Origin of the sequence: Chitinophaga sp., assembly GCF_036569185.1 — a bacterium.
Classification (GTDB): Bacteria; Bacteroidota; Bacteroidia; order Chitinophagales; family Chitinophagaceae; genus Chitinophaga.
Window position 1 is genome coordinate 1 of sequence record NZ_DATCRD010000044.1, and the last position, 18122, is coordinate 18122.

An 18122-nucleotide genomic window follows, 5' to 3' on the forward strand; every position below is an offset into this window, starting at 1 on the left:
AACCGCCGTTTCCAGGCTGGCATCCACGGCAATCGCATTCATAGGGCCGCACAGGGAATTAGCAGCAGTAAGGGAACGGATGTTCTTAGTGCGGTTGTACAGCACATAACCACTCACTTTGGAAGCGAAGTGCCTCAGCAGCTCTGCCCACGATGTGTAATTGGTTGTTTTTATCTTATATTTTTCTGCGAGATAATTTTTCCATACGGAAGAAGGCCCCCCTTCATCTATATAGATCTGTTCGCCGGAGGTTTTTGCTGCGAGCCCCTGTAATGTGGCAATCAGAACTTTCTGCTCGGCTGTAAGCATACTGGCGGGGATCACACACAACGCCGTGAGCGCAGTACCTTTCTGATGTAGCACTCCCGTTTTCAATATAGCAGTATCTGTTCCCGGTGGTGGCGTTACAGGAACTTCGTTCGTATTTTTTTTGCCGCAGGCAGTGGCTACTGTCAGCATAATAGCTGCAAAAAAGGCAAGCGTATGGCTATTCTTCATAAAAAAGAAATGTAATCAGTTTGTGATAAAATAAATGGAAGCGTTAAAACACCTGTACCTCTGCAATATTGGTACTGGAAGTACCATATACTTTTGTTACGGTGAACTTCACATACCGCGCCTGTTTCAGGGTAGATACAAAGTATTTATACCAGGGCTGCCCGGGATCATGCGGGATGTCTTTTAATACCGCCACTTCTGTCCAGGCGGCATTATCCGTACTAACGGCAACGGTTATATCCTGTGGTTGGCCGTGACCATCGGTTTGCCAGCTGCCTTCAAAATAACGGTCCATGATGCCGATGCCATGTACTGCTTTTTCTTCTCCCATATCCACAATAAAATAATGGGGAGGGCCGGGCTCACTACCCGACCATTTGGAATTCCAGAAAGTAGCAGGATCACCATCAATAGCCCTTGCGGCCAGCCCGTTTCCGCCGCCTTCCGCGGGTTCTTCTGTGGAGAAGCCTGCAATGGTCCATTTGGTTTGATCATAAGGTACCATGCTGTTCAGGTCTGCAGTACCGTTTACAACATAGTAGGTAGTTTGCTGGTAGGCGCTGGCTGTGGCGCCATCAATGCTTTCAATGCTTACCGGGATCATATAATCCTGGAAGGGATCTATTTTTCCTTTTGCATGGATCTTCAAACCTGTTGCAGCAGTAACCGAAGCACCCCTGGCAATAGTAGCAACAGCCGGCATCTCGTAACTGCCTTCCGGCAATACGCGGTAGTCGGTACCATTTTGTTCATTAAAGAAATCCACCTTCGCCGGGTCGGCCTTAAAATGTACTACGACATCGTTACCGGCAACGGCATTACTCACCGTAGCGTATTCGCTGCCGGTAATCACTGCACTTACCGGTACAATGTAAGGGGTATCTGCTATTTCAAAAGTTACCTTCACTATACCCAGTGCGTTGGGCATATAAACCGTTGACACAGTGGAGCGGTCTTTTTTACAGGCAACTGAAATAATAATAAAAAGGAAGAAAATATAGCTGGATGACTTTTTCATAAAAAAGGAATTAAGGAGATGACTGCATAATCAATAACCGGGATTCTGCCCATTCTGCCAGTTGTCTTCCCCGCCGCTCTGGGCACGTATTTTCGGGTTGCGGTCCAGAACATGCTGAGGAATCGGCATCGTGTACATCTTTGGCAGGAACAGCCGGTTACTCACATTCACTGGTGTATAAGTAAGCGTAGTGGTTCCCGTTATAACCATACCTTTCTCCGGCCGGTTTAATACCCCCGTTGAGCCATCCATCATACGGTCTGCTATTTTCCAGCGTAATACATCCCACCAGCGCCTGTCTTCAAAAGCCAGTTCCACCCGGCGCTCGCGACGGATGATATCCCGCATCTGCTGCTTGTTCACTGTTCCGTAAGTGGCTTCCACTGTTGGAAGATTACCGGCGCGTGTACGCACCCTGTTCACTGCAGCCAGCACTTCTGCCGTAGGCCCATTCACTTCGTTCTCGGCTTCTGCAAAACTGAGCAACACTTCCGCGAAACGGAAAAACATATAGTTCTGGTAAGAGGTGCTGTTGGCGCGGTTATCGCTGCCCAGGATCTTTTCGTCCAGGCGCTTACAGGCATAGTAGCCCGTATGAGTTACATCGCTGGTATATCCCAGGTCAATTTCATTGGCCGTTTTTCTTCCCAGCCCAACTACCATCCTGAGGGTATCGCCCTGCCAGGGGGAACCGTTAAAGAGAATGGTCTGATAAAATCTTTTTTCTCTTCCTATATAAGGTTGCTGTGGGTTATAACCGGACCCTGGTTCGTAAATCGCTTTCCCGTTAGCCATTGAAAATTCATCCACCAGTTCCTGTGTGGGCTGGAAATTGCCCCAGCCCTGCTGTACGCCGTTTACAATAGTAGGGCCTTCCTTGCCTTCCAGCTGTCCGCCTTTACCTTCCATATATTGCCTGGCAAAGATGGATTCCGGGCTGTTGTTGCCCACACGGAGAAACAGGTTGCGGAAATCAGGATAAAGATCATACACCCCAAGTTGCATTACCTGTTTATTGGTTTTTGCAGCCAGTTTCCATCTTTCAAGATCCCCTCCAGGGTTAGCCACATCACCGGAGTTGCGCAAAGGGCTGGCATAAAACAATTCGCACCATCCTTTTAATGTAAGTGCAGCGCCTTTGGTGGCCCTGCCGGGCTCTGACTGTTTTTCCGGTAAGATGTCTGCAATTTCCCCCAGTTCCTTATCGAGGAATTCAAAGGTTTGTTTTGAAGTGCTTCTGGCAACATAAATATCATCGCCCTGGGTAAGGTTATCCAGCACATTGGTAATAACAGGCACGCCGCCATAGGCCATCCATAACCAGTGATAATACATGGCCCTCAAAAAACGGGCTTCCGCGATCCTTTCTTTTTTATAATCGTCCGGCAATGCAGAAGCGCCTACTTTCGTGATAAAGAGGTTGCATTTACGGATCTTCTCGTAATTCCCGGTACGGCTGTCGTTGTTGCTTTCCTTGCCCCAATACCACATATCCCACGGGCCACGCGGCAGGTTGGAAGGTGTTATATTGGCTACCCGTATGCTGGCATAGCCGGCCATCCAGGTAACGCCTACATCTGAATTATCGGTATACTGTTCCAGGTGTTCCGTTTCATTGTTTAGATCCGGTAACTGGTTATAAATATCATTGAGAAAAAGATCGGCATTATTGGTAGAAGCCCACACGGCGTCATCTCCTACCCTGTCGCGCGCTTCCACCTCCAGGAAATCCTTCTTGCAGGAAGCAAGCAGGAAAACGGCGATCAGTAATAAAGCATATTGTTTTATATTGAACATGAGTATTGGCTGTTTAAAAGGTTACATTGAGTCCAAATGAAAATACCTGTTGCTGGAAATAATACTGTCCGTTGGAAGAGCGGGCTTCCGGGTCGATCATTTCTTTCATATTCGGCGTCCATGTCCATAAGTTCTGTCCCGAAACATACACGCGGAGTTGCTGCATATACCAGCGCCTGCTGAGGGAAGACGGCAGAGTGTAACCGAATTCAGCGCTTCTCAGTTTCAGGTAAGCTGCATCACGCACCCACCAGGAAGAGAACCGCGTATTATAGGCTACCGGCTGATTGGTAACACGGGGGTACAATGCGTTGGGGTTGGCCGGCGTCCAGTGATTATCATAATACAACTTACTGGCGGAGCCTTGCTGGTCGAAAGGATACACCAGGTTGCCCCCTACTGGTAAACTGATTTGCGCAGCTCCCTGTAACAGGAAATTCAAATCAAAACCTTTCCAGGATAATGCGGGTGATAAGCCGAAGATCATCTGCGGTACACCGTTAGGGCGACCAATCACAGTTTCATCATTATCATCAATTATACCGTCTGCCTTACCATCAGGGCCACTCAGATCTGCGTACTTCAGGTCGCCGGGTTTCACCGGCGCGTTGGCCAGGGAGGCGATACCCGGCTTCAATGTGCCATCTGCATTAAAATCATCCGGTTTAAAATAACCCAGCGCTTTCAATCCAAACTGCGTACCATTAGCCCTGCCGGTACGGCGGCGGTTGGGATTATTAAATGTGGCATCTGATTCAAATACCTGTAGCAGCTTGTTCTGCGCATAGGTGAAGTTGCCGTTTACTTCCAGCTTTAACCCATTGGAAAAAGTATGTGCAGTACCCAGGCTCAGTTCAATACCCTGGTTGCTCATGATGGCGGCATTTAATTCAGACAGCCCGGTGCCGTATTCCGCCGGTACGGTTACTGTAGGAGGCACCAGCATGTTGGAACGTTTTTCATAGAAATAATCCACACCGAAGGTGAGACCGCCATTCCATAGTATTCCATCCACACCTATATCCGTTTTCCTGGCCCGCTCCCAGGTAATCGCCGCATTTCCCTGGATCGTTTCATAAATTCCTGTGGTCAGCACATTGCCCAGTACTGCCGCATTGTTGTACACAGCATAACCGCTCATATACTGGAATGGTCCTCCGGCAAGATTACCGGATTCTCCATAGGAAGCCCGGATCTTTAACAAATTGATCCAGCTGTAACGATCTTTTATAAAGTTCTCCTGGCCTATGTTCCAGCCCAGTGAAAACGCGGGGAAGAAACCATATTTACGGCCAGGCGCAAAATAATAGTGCCCGTCATACCTGCCGGATACTTCTGCCAGGTACTTACCTGCATATGAATAGCTTAACCGGTATACATATCCTACCTGCCGCTGTTCGGAGGAAGAACCGCCGTTGTTGATATCGCCGTTGGCTACCCCGCCCCTGTCCAGTTCATCAATATCTATCGGGTAGTTCCTCCTGCTGGCATCCAGGTTCCAGCCTTTCTGGATCCGGGATTCCGCCACGCCGAGGAAGGTAACATCATGTGCGCCGAACGTGTTGTGGTAATTGATATATCCCTGGTAGGTGAAGGCTTTATTCTGACTGTTGCTCAGCTGGAGCGAAGGCTTTGCCGGGCCTATGAGCCGTTGCGTATATTCGTAAGGGTTAGTGCTGAAATTCACGCTGTAAGTGGGTATAGGCGTTTGCCATACTTTGGTATAGGTAGTATAGGGATCATAGCTGGCTACTCCTTTGATGCTGAGGCCTTTCAGGAAAGGCAGCTGCTGTTCCACAGAAAAGGCGGTCATAATTTGTGTATTCTCATTTTTCACATAACCGCTATGGTTAATAGTACCAACCAGGGAGTTGGTGATATAGCTTCCCCATAAACCGTTGCTGTAATAAATAGCAGAAGTTGGCGGCGTTCTGAACGCCTGGTACATGATCCCTCCGCCGGCGGCAGCATAACGGTTGTTGGCATCTCCATTATAGGGATCAGCATAACCGGAATATTGCTGGTCTTCCACCCAGCCGCTCAGCGATAAACCTACACGGGTGGTACTCGTGGCCTGTACATCCAGGTTAGCCAGCACGTTATATTTTTTCAGGTTGGTGGTGGAAAACTGACCTTGTTGATTAGTATAGCCAAGTGCAGTGAAATACCTGATCTTTTCGGTTCCGCCGGAAAGCTGCACATTGTGATTGGTGAGCAGCGCATTTCTTTGTATTACGTCCCGAAGCCCGCTGCTGTTGGGGTATTTATCGGGATCAGCATCTGCTGCGCCGGTCACTGTTTTTTTATACTGTTCCACTTCTTCCGCTGTAAATGCGGGATTCAGCCCGCTGTTGCGGTTGGCTTCATTACTCAGGAGTGCATATTCCCATGAATTGACCATACGGGGCATACGGGTTGGGTTCTGCAGTCCTACGTAACCGTTATAAGACAATGCAGGCGCACCGGTTTTACCTTTTTTGGTGGTTACCAGTATTACGCCGTTGGCGCCGGCCAGGCCGTAGGGCGCTACTGCCGCAGCGTCTTTCAGGATAGTAATGGATTCAATGGAAGCAGGGTCCAGCCGCGAGAAATCGCGGTAAATACCATCCACTACCAGCAAGGGGTTAGCGTTACCAAGCGTGGAGGTACCACGGATGCGAAGCCTGGAGCCATCCTGGCCGGGCTCCCCGCTACCCTGGTCTGCAATAATTCCAGGGGCGCGGCCCACCAGGTTATTGGTAAGGTTGACCACCGGTTTTTGTGCAAAATCCTTTCCTTTTACGGTAGATACTGCCGCGGTGGTGGTGGCTTTCTGTTGTGTGCCATATCCTACTACAATTACTTCTCCAAGCGCTGTGGAGCCTTCCTTCAGCTGCACGTCGATGTGGGATTGCCCTTCTACAGGCACTTCTTTCGTAACAAATCCTATATAGGAAAATACCAGTACAGCATTGTTATTGTTGCCCACGGGAATATTAAAGCGGCCTTCCGCATCGGTATTTACGCCGGTGGCAGTACCTTTCAGCCGTACGTTCACCCCGGGCAGCAATTCGCCTTTTGCAGAGGTAACGGTACCGGTTATACGTTTTTCCTGCACAACGGTTTTAGGCGGGGCCGGCTTAGGCACAATAAAAATATACCGGTCGTTTTGCCGGTACGTAAGATTTGTTTTGGCCAGCAGAATATCCAATATGGCGGCAACTGTACGGGTGCCTGCGGGAAGGTTCACCTGGCCTATATGGCTCAGTTCTGCCGCCCTGTAACCAAAACGGAAATCTGTTCGCTGTTCAATTTCTTTTAACGTGGCCTCCAGGCTTTTACCTGAAACGCTCAATGCAATTTTGGTTTGGTGGATATCCTGGCCGTTGGTTCTGCCAGCCATCAACAGCTCACAGCAACAAAGCAATATAGCCAGTGTTATCGTGGAACATCTCATAATCCAAAGGATTGTTTTGTTCAGGATAAGACGCTCATAAGGGCGCATCCGTCCCTTACTTACTGAAAAAATCATAGATTTGTTCGGTTTTAATCGGTTGACATACTGAGTTTAAAAACCACCGGTTACCGGTACTTGCCTGTACCTGTAACCAACTTTCAGGTATCGTCGTGGTTGCCTCCACGGCGATACTTTTTAAACTGATTTCATAACGTTTTTTTTGCCGTTGTGCGGGCTAGTCGAAATGGAACATTTTCATGGTAAGTGATTATGATGATGAATACAAGTAAACAATGTTAACAGCCTTTTCCATTGATAACAATGGTATTGCCGTTCATCTTCCAGGAATACCCGTTCAGCTCACAGATCATCTTCAGTACTTCCCGGATATTTTCTCCATGTAAAAAGGAAAGGGAAAAACGGCAGTTGCGAATGGCGTTATTACCCAGTTCCACCTGCACATTATACCAGCGCCCAATGATGGCGGCGGCCTGCTCCATGGTTACATTATCCATGATCAGCTCTCCTTTTTTCCAGGCAAGCAGGTCTGCCGCAGCTACGGTAATAATCTTTGCCTGGCGGCTTACCGGTTCATACTCCAGTTTTTCGTTGGGATGCACAGTACCTAAAGCAGTAGCTCCTGCTGCCACACTTACTTTTCCGCTGACAACCGTTACTGCCAGGGGCGCATGTTGATAAGCCTGTATATTAAATACCGTTCCCAATACTTTTACCGCCACATTCCCGCTATGCACAATAAAGGGTTGCTGATCCCTGCGGGTAACATCGAAACAGGCTTCCCCTTCTACATATAATTCCCGGGTATTGCCGGTAAAAGCAACCGGGTACCGTAGTTTGCTGCCGTTATTCAGCCATACCTCGGTGCTGTCTTCCAGTAACAACCGGATCCGCCCTCCTGCGGGCGCCTTTACTTCTTCATATACCAGGGCAGGTTTTGTCCGGGGTTTCATAAACAACCAGGCGGTCAGCCCTGCTCCTATCAGCACCATTACGGCAGCTGCATAGGCAAGCCAGCGTCGGGGCCTTAAAACAGGCGTTGCCTCCGCCCGGGAAAACCGCGGATTTTCTCTGATCTGCTCATATAGTGATTGCATATCCGCTGGCGGCAGCTGCGTGGCCGGCGCAAGATCCGACCAGGTTTTATCGAATGGCGGCTGAATGGCATCATCAGATCCCGCCTGCCGTAACACCTGCATCAATTCTTCAAATTCCTCTTCATTGATGGTGTTACCTGCCAGTTTTGTCAATAGAAGTTGTATGCGATTTTCATCCACGTGAAATACAATTTATCCCGGCAGAAAAAGGCCGGTATAATGCAATACACGCAAGGAGCAGGTACCGGGTAGTCAGAAAAAATATTTTTTTAAAATAAAAGGGAGATGACCATGAAACCAAAAATGATCTCGGCTTCATTAAAATGGGTGCGCAACACTTTCAGCGCAGCCATCATATGATATTTAACAGTATGAACGGAGATGTTCATGCGGGTGGCTATTTCTTCATAGGTGAGCCCTTCAAACCGGCTAAGGCGGAACACTTCCCGTTGCTGGGGCGGCAGTATATCCAGTATTTGCCCGGTAACCCTTTCAAGATCGGCTCCCAGTATGGTTTCTTCCGTTTCATTGTGGTAAGCGGAAACAGATTGCCAGAGCTTTATGGTTGCGGCGCGGCTGCTGGCGGCCTGCCGAAGCAGGTTCAGGGTAACCCTTCGTGCAATGGTATAGATATAAGGCGCCAGTGCATAACCTGTATCCAGCTTTGCCCGGTGCTCCCAGAGCCGCAGCATGGTTTCCTGCACCACCTCCTTGCCATGTTCTTTGTTTTTCAGGAAATGACAGGCCAATCCGTATATTTTCTGGCTAAACCGGTCAAATACTTCACGGAATGCCGTTTCATCTCCCGCCTGCAACCGGAGAATTAATTGAACATCCAATGATTTTGCTGTATTTTCCAAATCGCCTGATAAAATGATAAAAGTGGTTGATTTTGCTGCTGCCTCTCTACATTGCCATGCGGCGCTGTAAGCCGAAAGTAAGCTATTTTTTCAAGATCGTACAGCCGTAAACAACAAAGACCGGCGGAAATGCTCCACCGGTCTTTGTTGTTATTTCAGAGGATTGATCAGTTATTGTTTTACAAATGTATACGTTTTCCCCGGCTGCGTTTCCAGGTCATACAGGATGGTATTCGGCAAAGGCAGTTCCTCCACCTTTGCTTTTTCGCTTACCAGCGCAGCTGCTGTTGGCTCCACCTGGAAGAACGGATTGGTTTGCTCACCCGAAGCGGGTTTCAACTGCCCGTTTTCCTTCAGCGCATTGGGTACCCGTAAACGGCAGTTGCCGCCGAGTGTGGAGCGGATGGTAACTTTACTCAGCTGGCCATTTTCCCACACCATTTCTTTGATCTCAAAACCACCACGTGCGCGTAAGCCGCTTACACGGCCATTCTTCCAGTCGCCCGGAAGCGCCGGCAACAGGTGAACGGCGCCATCCTGGCTTTGCAGCAGCATTTCACAAATGCCCGCGGTACAACCATAGTTCCCGTCGATCTGGAAAGGAGGATGCGCATCAAATAAATTAGGATAGGTACCTCCGCCACTGTTCTCTCCTTTGTTGACACCTGCAGGCGTAAGCTGATCTTTGATCAGTTTCCACGCATGGTTACCATCCAGCAAACGCGCCCAGAGATTCACTTTCCAGCCCATAGACCAGCCCGTGGAAATATCGCCGCGTTGCAGCAGGGAGGTACGGGCAGCGCTGAACAGAACGGGCGTGCGGTAAGGAGAGATCTGGTTGGCCGGATACAACCCAAATAAATGAGACACGTGACGGTGCTTATCGTTCGGGTTATCCAGGTCCTGCAGCCATTCCTGCAACTGGTTATACTGCCCTACCTGCATAGGTGGCAGGCGTTTGCGCGCAGCTTTCATTTTTTCTATCAATGCTTCATCCGTATGTAAGATCTCTGCTGCACGAATGGTATTGGTAAAGAGATCAAATACCAGTTGATTATCCATCGTAGCGCCTGCGGCGATCGATATACCGGGATAGGCTTTAGGATTATTTTCCGGCGACATCGAGGGGGATACCACCAGCCATTTATGCACGGGCTCTTCTACCAGGAAATCCAGGTAAAACTGTGCAGCGCCTTTCAATGCAGGATATACCGTTTGCAGGTATTGCTTATCGCCGTTGAACAGGTACTTCTCCCAGGTATGCCGGCTTAACCATGCGCCGCCCATGGGCCACATGGCAGAATAGATCCCGTCTACCGGGCCTGTAATACGCCATAGGTCTGTGTTGTGATGGGCTACCCATCCGCCGGCGCCATACATTACCCTGGCGGTTTCCCGGCCGGTAACAGACAGGTCTTTCACCATTTGTATCAGCGGCTCATGCATTTCAGGAAGATTGGTTTCTTCCGCCGGCCAGTAATTCATTTCCGCATTGATGTTGATGGTATACTTACTGCCCCAGGGTGGGTTCATCAGCGGGTTCCAGATGCCCTGCAGATTGGCAGGCTGCCCGCCTGGTTGTGATGCAGCAATAAGCAGGTACCTGCCAAACTGGAAATACAGCGTTACCAGCTGCGGATCATTCGCTTCCCTGAAATCCCTTACACGGATATCTGTTGGGTTTTTGATAGAATCAGTAGTGCCCAGATCCAGTTGTACCCGGTTAAAGTAACGCTGGTAGGCGGCAATATGATCTTTCAGTAAACCGGCGAAATGCTTTGGCCATACCTTTTGCATATAGGCGGTGGTACGCTTTGCTTCATCGGCGCTGATATCTGCATAGTTTACAAAGTTGGTGGCAATGGAAACGTAAATGGTCACTGCATCTGCATTGGTTATACTGATAGTATTGCCATCAGCGGTGGTTTTTCCACCGCTGGCTTTAAACCTTATCTGCGACTGGAACTTCACCTTGCCGGGTACGCCGTCTTTATCGCCGCTGGTACCGGATAATACCAGTTCATTATTACCGCTGGTAACTACGCTCGATTTTTGCGGGCTTTTCATGCCGGCGTTAAAAGTAATGCTGCGGGGCTTACTGGCCGTAAGCTGTATAATAATTGCCTGGTCCGGAATGGAAGCAAATACCTGCCGGGTGTATTTTACGCCGTTTACCGTGTAGCTGGTGGCAGCTACCGCTGTTTGCAGGTCCAGCTCCCTTGCATAGCCGGAGTACTGGTTGTGCCCGGGGAAATCCAGTTGCAGGTCCCCTACCGGCTGATAACACATGCCGTTGATCTTTTCCGACTGGATATTTTTTGCGGCCATCTGGCTGGCTTCTTTCATTTTGCCGTCGAATATCAGCTGCCTGATTTCCGGCAGTGCTGCCAGCGCATGGGGATTATCGTTGCGGTTAGGGCTTCCGCTCCATACGGTATTTTCGTTTAGCCGTATCAGTTCGCTCTCCGGGTTGCCGTATACCATGGCGGCCAGGCGGCCATTGCCTACCGGCAGGGCTGCCTCCCATACCTTGCCCGAGGGGTGATTGTACTTTAGCTTCAGCTCTGGGCGCTGCGCCAATGCAGGAAGCGATGTGAAGAATGCTATAGCGCAAACGGCTATACGGTGTGTGTGCCTTCGCATGAAATTTTTTATTAAGTGGAATATAATACTCCGGCAGGTTTTCTTTTAAAACGCCGGACTGGTTATCGGGCTTACTGCTGATCATTATTTTAAAACATCTCCTTTTAAGATGCCGGAATGCAGCAGGTAAGTTTTCCTGAGTGCTAATGATGAACCTTGATTGGCGTATGACCGCATCAAAATACAATTTATAATTGGCTGTGCATAGTTGAAAATAAAATACGTTTTCATTAATAGCATAATCCCCTGCCAGTTAGCAGGGGATTAGTATGGTATTGTTGATGGGTTTAGCGGGCAGACTGCTCCAGCTCTTCGAGTGTCCAGAATTTATCGCGGCCGGCGGTGGCGGCTCTCATTTTCTTTACGCTTTCCACATCTACGACCGGCGACTTTCCTCTCTCCGCCTTCCCGAAATTGTAACGTACATAACTTAGTATGGATGCCACCCATTCATCAGTGTTGGTGGCGCCGAAAGGAGCCATTACATCGGTATAGGTTTTACCATCGATGGGGCCGGATAGTCCATTGAGCAATATTTTCATCATCAGCTCTTTGTCGCCGTTAACCCGTTTGGACCCTACAAATGGCGGCGCAGCTGCGCTGCCTCCTCCTACCACGATGCCTTTTCCATCCGGGCCATGACAGGTGGAACAAAGCTGTTTGTAGATATTGGCCCCATTCAGGATAAGATTACGGTGCGCCGCCGGCATATTGGCAAGGCGGCTGCCAAACAGTTTGGTATTGTTATTCACCTCCACGCTGTTAGCAACGCTGTTCAGCATTTTCGTATAAGCGGAATGGCTTACCATAGCGGTTTGTATAGCTTTTGCCTGCTCAGATCTGCTCACGGACAATGATAATACCAGCTGCACCTGCACTGCGGCGGCGGGGTCATTTTGCAGTGAAGCCAGTTTGCCGATCACTTCTTCATCGTCTTTTTTCAGGTAAGTTTCACTGATCCACACGGCGGCTTTTCTTACCTGTGCATCCGCATCGCCGAGCGCAGCGAACAGGGTGGGCTTATCAATAGCGTGCAGTCCTTCCAGGGTCCACAATGCATGGATCCGCGCCAGTGCGCCGTTATTTTTACCAATAGTGGCATGTTTGCCGGTGGCAATGAGTTTGAGGTCGGGCACTACCGACATATCGCCGTTGGCAATTATCTCCTTTTGTGCATTGTCTCTCCACCAGCCGTTGGCATGATCCAGGTAAGTGATGAGCGTGCTGCCGGGAGCGTCCAGCAGTTTGGGTTTGGCGCCGGGTTTATAGCCATCGTGCACCAGGCGGTAGATGCGGCCGCGGCCAATATTTTTCTCCAGTCCTTTTTGCAGGATGCGGGGGCGCAGGAAGCTGCCTTCTGCTGTCCAGGTGGCTTCCTGGATAATGCCGCGGTACATATCCACAATATACAGGCATCCGTCAGGGCCGGTAGTAGTGTTCACCGGGCGGAAGTTCATGTCGTAGGAAGTGATAAATTCCCGCTGACCATCGTAAGCATTCTTCAGCGTGATCTTTCCATCTACATCGGTTACTTTCGCGCGGCGGATCAAACGGCCTACCGGCTCACAGATCAGCAGGTCGCCTTTAAGATCAGCAGGCAACGCATCTCCCCTGAAAACCGACTGGCCGCAGCTGGCGGTAAAATGATTGAGCGTAGTATCCGGGCGGAGACGGTTCATGCCTCCCTGTACATCGGGAGTGGCAATGATAGGCCATACCGCCAGGAAATCGCGGTTATACTGGTCGCCGGGATTCAGGAAACCATAAACGGGGTTGATCTGGAAGCCCAGCGCCGGAATTTCGGCGCCTGCACTGGAAAAAAACAATCTTCCATAATCATCATTTCCTAATCCCCATTGCCCGCCGGGGGAATTGGTTAAACTATCCGGCACCAGTTTACCACCAATATACCGGTAGCGCACAGGATCGCAGCTTACATAGATCCAGTTGTCGATATTCCACACCAGGCCGCTCTTCTGATGTTCCAGGTTGCGGGTATCCGGTTTGTTGTTTTCGTAGACCAGTTCTTTCACATCTGCCACGCCGTCGCCGTTGGTATCTTCATAACTCCTGATATTATAGGTAAAGGTTTCGTTTACCAGCAGTTTATGTCCTATGCACAACATCATGCGGGGCAGCACGAGGCTGTCGATGAACGTGGAGCTTTTATCCATGGCGCCATCGCCGTTGGTATCTTCCAGTAACGAGATGCGGCAGATGGGCAGGTTTTCACCGGTACCGTTGATATCCTGCATATAGGTACGCATTTCCGCCACATACATCCTGGCGTTGCCATCCCAGACGATGGCCACCGGTTCCTTAATCATCGGTTCGCTGGCTACCAGCTGCAGGTGATATCCTTCCGGTACCTGGATGGATTTCATACTTTCCTTTACCGTTTGATAAGCGGGGGAAGGATGGGGGTTGACAATAATATTACCGGCTGCATCTTTCTTAATGCCGGTTGTTTTGTTGGATACTTTACATTGATAGATAAACAGGCTGAACCCGGCGAGTACCAGTACCAGTAATGAGTTTCTTTTCATGAACGTGGAACTTTATTTATTTAGCATTTAAAGAGAGAATATACGTCACCATTTTTTTTACATCTGCAGCCGCCAGCGAAGGATGTGCCGCCATGGGCACTGCGCCCCAGGCGCCGGAGCCGCCGTTGATGATCTTAGACGACAACAGGTCTACGTTAGCCGTGGAATACGGGTATTTCTTCGCCACATCCATATAAGCAGGCCCTACTACTTTGGTATCCACCTTATGACAGGCCAGGCAATCGGATTTGGTGAGTAACATTTTGCCCTCTTCAATATCCTGTGGCTTAATGACCGGCGCGGCGGTCGTTTTGGTTTTGGCGGAAGGGGCAGTTTTAGCAGGCGCCTTTCCCGCAGCCGGTTTCGTTTGGGCATTAACGGTACCCATTACACACATCATTAAAAAAAACGGAATAGCTAAACGTTTCATATCGTCATCAGTTTTTATAAAATACAACCAATTGATTGATTTTGCTAATGCCTGTGCAAGTAAAGCGGGAAGCGATAATAAATGACTAATAAAAGATTAATCCGGGTATTTCCGGAAAAAAAAGACAAAAAAAAGTCGTTAAGACATTAATGAACGCATTAATTTCCTTTCAAACGGGGGATCAGGATAAGTTCAGGAAATGGTTTGCCAGTCGTTGCTTATACCAAGCCCCGGGATACTGAAAGAAATATATGAATAGCTATCGCCAGGCTATTCAGCCCGCATGCTTTTCACGGGATCTGCCAATGCGGCTTTCAACGCCTGGTAGCTGATAGTACCGATAGCAATAACAAGGGCAATGAAACCGGATAAGGCAAATACCCACCAGCCGATACTGATCCGGTAGGCAAATGCCTGTAGCCATTTGTGCATGAAGTACCATGCCACAGGGGTGGCTATGACGAAGGAGATAAGCACCAGTTTAAGGAAATCTTTGGATAACAGGTTTACGATATCTGTTACAGATGCGCCCATTACCTTACGGATGCCTATTTCCCGGGTACGCTGCAAAGCGCTGTAGGAGGCCAGTCCGAGTAACCCAAGACAGGAAATAATAATTGCCAGCACGGCAAAGTTGAAAAAGAGTTTTCCAAAACGTTCTTCAGAACGGTATTGCCTGTCGAAGAATTCATCCAGGAAAAAATAATTGAACGGGCGGTTGGGCATCAGCGTTTTCCACTTGCGCTCAATGGCGGCAATGGTGCCAGACAGGTTACCGGGCGCCACATTTACCGATACCATATCGCAATCCTGCGGTTCCATGCGCATAGTGAGTGGTTTTATATTTTCCTGCAGGGAGCGGAAATGAAAATCTTTCACTACACCTATAATGGTGCCGGTGTGGCCCCATTGCCGGTAGCTTCTGCCAATGGCTTCCGCCGGGGTAGCGTAGCCAAAGAGTTTTGCAGCGGCCTCGTTGATCACCAGCGCGTGCGAGGAATCGCTGCCAAAATCCCGTGAAAATCCGCGGCCGGCCACTATCTTCATGTTATACTGCCGCAAGAAATTGTAATCCACGGAATACAGGTCCAGGTTAGCTACCTGCATTTCTCCCTGTTTATTCTGTATCTCTGAATAAGCGCCATTGGTTTGGCCGCCGGGGATACCTGAAGAAACGCATACCGAAGTTACTTTCGGAATATCTGCAATGGCTTCGCTGAAGTGGTGCTTTGCAGGATCGCCATGGGTATCTATTACCAGCACCTGTTCTTTATTAAAGCCCAGGTCTTTGTTATGTACATAGTGCATTTGAAGATACACCACAATAGTACCTGTAATCAATGCAATGGAAATGGCAAACTGTGTTATCACCAATCCCTTGCGCAGGAAGATGCCTTTTGTACTGTTGGCAAAACGGCCTTTCAGCACCGTCACGGGCCGGAACGCCGACAGCACCAGGGCTGGGTACACGCCTGCCAGCAATCCTATACTGATAGCGGCTACCAGTAATATCCCAATATACCAGGTATTGGCAAACAAGCCGGTACTGATGGTTTTACCCGCCAGCAGGTTAAAGGCAGGCAACAGGGCTACAAACAGTATGATTGTAAACACAAAAGCCATCAGGCAGAGTAATACACATTCTCCTATGAATTGCCGGATCAGTTCCACACGGGTAGCGCCCACCACTTTGCGTATACCTATCTCCTTTGCGCGTTCCACCGATCTTGCGGTAGTGAGGTTGATAAAGTTTATACAGGCAATAAACAGGATAAAGATGGCGATAATGGAAAAAATGTACACATTGGTCATACTGCCGTTCTCAAAAGCGGGCCTGTCGGAATGCAGGTAGATCTGTTCCAGGGGTTGCAGCATGATAGTATAGAACATCTTTGCCTTTCTTCTTTCATCGCCGTTATGACGTTCTACAAAATCCGGGAATTTGGCCGTTAATTCAGCAGGATCTGTATTGGGTTTGAGCAACAGGAAAGTGGTTGCGCCAAAATTGCCCCATGCCTCATCAATACCTGGATTCAGTTTTACCAGCGAGTACATTGACACCAGCATATCTGCCTTGATCTGTGAATTCTGCGGCATATCCTCCATCACGCCGGTCACCGTTGCGGGCATTAAATCGCCGGTAAGCTGTATCGTTTCTCCAACCGGATCTTTGTCTCCGAAATATTTCTTTGCCGCCGTTTTACTCATCACTACACTGTTCAGTTCTTTCAGCGCCGTAGCCGGGTTCCCGTATACCAGTTTGAAATCAAATACACGGAAGATGGATGAATCGGCAAATAACGAGTGTTCTTCCTGGAAGCTCAGGTTTCCTTTCTTTACCAGCAGGTTGGCATTACTAAAGCGGGTAAAGGCTTCTATCTCGGGGAAATCGCGTTGCATATTCGGACCAAAAGGCCAGGGTGTAATACCTCCTTTGATCGTTTCACTGGGTGTTTTTACATCGCAGGTGACCTGGTAAATACGGTTTCCTTTGCTATGAAATTTATCATAGCTCAGTTCAAAATGAACATACAGGAAAATGAAAAAACAGGCAGTAAGGCCAATAGTGAGGCCCATTACATTGATAAAAGAAAACACTTTATTTCTCCAGAGATTGCGCCAGGCAATTTTGAGATAGTTTTTAAGCATGGAAAGAAAGTTGGAGATTGGAAATACCGGTCGCACAAGATCCGCGGAACACAGCTAACAAAATGCCAGCGAAGCGAAGCATTAAAATCAGGGGAAATTGAATAAGGGAGATTTATAATTTGTCCGGATTTGGCCAGGGGATGTCCGGAAATGAACAGGGAAAGGATGATTAAAGTATAGGCTTCCCTGCGTTCGCAGCAGTAATCAGATTTCTGATTTCTGTTGCTTCAGAGTGGTAGTGATAAGACATTACGGCGGCATATCGTTCATACAGTTCTTCCTCAGCACACAACCTGGCATTTTCTTTAGAACGGGATGCGATTCTTATTTTTTTTGATGCCGCATCAGCCTTCCCAATTTTGCTTGATTTTGAAAGATATCTCCTCTTCATAATTGACTAAATTAGGACATTTTCACGGAATTCGAACAGTTTGGCAGGGTTATCATACAATAAATCAATGCAATATGGCAATTGCCCTTTAGGAACGTCTGTAGAAATTGCACCATAACTGGAAATAAAATTATATAACTTATTTTTTACTACATAATAGGTCAGGCAGGGATCATTCCCATAGCCATCAAATATTAACCCTATTGGAACATATCTCTTTGTCTCATAATACCTATGAATTGCGCGAATAGTTGCTTTCTGTCTTAGAAGAGAAACTAAAGTCAGATGCACTTCATACTTCCGGGAGTGTAAAAACTTAGCTAAATCTATTATCCTATTTATGTCTTGTCCTATTTTTGGAAAGAGGAGGTTATATTCCAAATCAATGCACTTCAATGCTAAAGAAGGTATTTGTGGGTCAGGGTTCGAAATTATCATACTTGACTCTTCATGCACTAACGAAGCTCCAAAAGTATATGCCGAGTATTCCGGCAGTTTTCTTTTTGCAAAATCTGCATCAAGAATTATCGCGCCAAAGTTATCTGCTATATGGCAGGCAATAAACGATTTACCAGATGCAGGTAACCCAACCAGGATAAAGGCTTGTCTATTCCGGACAATGCCGCTAACAGGTAAAGCTCCTCCCTTACCTAAACAAATATCGTCATCATTCTCTAACCTCGTTTTGAGCATTAACTCGTTTACAATTACATTTCTTAATTGCGCCCTGGATTCTTCA

At 48.4% G+C, this 18122-nt stretch carries 11 protein-coding genes; all 11 read right to left on the reverse strand.

Features of this window, described 5'->3' with window-relative positions; translation table 11 throughout:
- Nucleotides 1-498 (reverse strand): GxGYxYP domain-containing protein (locus VIM72_RS03300; protein ID WP_332001445.1); only part of this gene is annotated, 498 nt, incomplete at its 3' end.
- A 43-nt stretch (nucleotides 499-541) separates the two neighbouring features.
- Nucleotides 542-1516, reverse strand: coding sequence for a BT_3987 domain-containing protein (locus VIM72_RS03305; RefSeq protein WP_332001446.1), 975 nt, complete (start codon nucleotides 1514-1516; stop codon nucleotides 542-544).
- A gap of 30 nt (nucleotides 1517-1546) precedes the next feature.
- Complete coding sequence (locus tag VIM72_RS03310; protein WP_332001447.1) at nucleotides 1547-3313, reverse strand: RagB/SusD family nutrient uptake outer membrane protein; 1767 nt, start codon at nucleotides 3311-3313, stop codon at nucleotides 1547-1549.
- Between the two features lie 13 nt (nucleotides 3314-3326).
- On the reverse strand, nucleotides 3327-6749 hold the full coding sequence (locus VIM72_RS03315) for a TonB-dependent receptor (protein ID WP_332001448.1): 3423 nt from the start codon (nucleotides 6747-6749) through the stop codon (nucleotides 3327-3329).
- 296 nt (nucleotides 6750-7045) lie between these two features.
- Entirely contained in the window at nucleotides 7046-8044 is a 999-nt protein-coding gene (locus VIM72_RS03320; protein WP_332001449.1) for a FecR family protein, read from the reverse strand.
- A gap of 89 nt (nucleotides 8045-8133) precedes the next feature.
- Nucleotides 8134-8703, reverse strand: coding sequence for an RNA polymerase sigma-70 factor (locus VIM72_RS03325; RefSeq protein WP_332001450.1), 570 nt, complete (start codon nucleotides 8701-8703; stop codon nucleotides 8134-8136).
- Between the two features lie 192 nt (nucleotides 8704-8895).
- Nucleotides 8896-11367: a glycoside hydrolase family 95 protein gene (locus VIM72_RS03330; protein WP_332001451.1), complete on the reverse strand. Its 2472-nt coding sequence runs from the start codon at nucleotides 11365-11367 to the stop codon at nucleotides 8896-8898.
- A 287-nt stretch (nucleotides 11368-11654) separates the two neighbouring features.
- A complete protein-coding gene (locus VIM72_RS03335; protein ID WP_332001452.1) occupies nucleotides 11655-13913 on the reverse strand; it encodes a DUF7133 domain-containing protein in 2259 nt (752 codons plus the stop codon).
- Nucleotides 13914-13929: 16 nt separating this feature from the next.
- Nucleotides 13930-14343, reverse strand: coding sequence for a c-type cytochrome (locus VIM72_RS03340; RefSeq protein ID WP_332001453.1), 414 nt, complete (start codon nucleotides 14341-14343; stop codon nucleotides 13930-13932).
- Between the two features lie 270 nt (nucleotides 14344-14613).
- Nucleotides 14614-16992, reverse strand: coding sequence for an ABC transporter permease (locus tag VIM72_RS03345; protein ID WP_332001454.1), 2379 nt, complete (start codon nucleotides 16990-16992; stop codon nucleotides 14614-14616).
- A gap of 397 nt (nucleotides 16993-17389) precedes the next feature.
- On the reverse strand, nucleotides 17390-18122 hold a 733-nt coding region (locus VIM72_RS03350; protein ID WP_332001455.1), incomplete at its 5' end, for a zeta toxin family protein.